We start from the raw sequence: 737 nt of genomic DNA, 5'->3' as shown, positions 1-737 counted from the left end.
GCCGCAACCGGTGCCTGAGCTTCGGCTTCGGCAGGTGCCGCAACCGGTGCCGGGGCTTCAGCCTGTTCTGGTGCAACTACAGCTGTTTCAGCTTCGGCCTGCTCAACGGCAGGGATCGCCGCGGTGGCAACGGTTTCGGCGACGGCAACGGCAGCAACATCATCCGCCGCGTCTTCCACGTCGGCGTGGCCATAGGCCGGTACGACGGACTGTTCGTGCTGATGATCGCCATCGGTTACCGGAGCCACCGGGTAAGACACCCATACTTTACCTGAGGCCATTTCCGGCGAAGCGCCAGCTGAAGCCAGCGGCATCGGTGACTGCGTCGGGTGATGCTCATCACGATAGCGACGACGGCGCTGACCGCTCACGCGCAGGTGGCGTGGTGAACGACGTGAACGGCGTGGCATGGTGTTGCCTTCGCGATCGTCGCTTTCTGCCGTTTCAGCAACCGGCGTTACGTCGGCAGGCTGGGCTGTCGGGGTTTCGTCAGCGGGTTCCGGCTGGAAGGCGCGGGCCGCCGTCTGCTCAGCGGTTTCGATACGCACTTTCTGGTTCAGCTGGCGCGGGTTACGGCGCGGCAGAACCTGGACGTTCTCTTCCTGATCGGCCTCATCCACCGCTACCGGAGCAACGAAGGTTTCTTCCTGCACCGGCTGCTGCGTTTCATCCTGACGACGGGGTTTACGCTCGGCACGCGGTTCACGACGCGGCGCCTCGACCTGCGCGACATCATC

The 737-nt window shown here is 64.3% G+C and carries 1 pseudogene; it reads right to left on the bottom strand.

Annotated elements, in window-relative coordinates:
* Window positions 1–737 (bottom strand): annotated as a pseudogene (gene rne, locus NV64_RS23375) (ribonuclease E); the annotation flags it as partial.

This window comes from Erwinia sp. B116, assembly GCF_002865965.1.
Taxonomy (GTDB): domain Bacteria; phylum Pseudomonadota; class Gammaproteobacteria; order Enterobacterales; family Enterobacteriaceae; genus Erwinia.
This window is presented reverse-complemented; position numbering and strand designations above follow the sequence as displayed.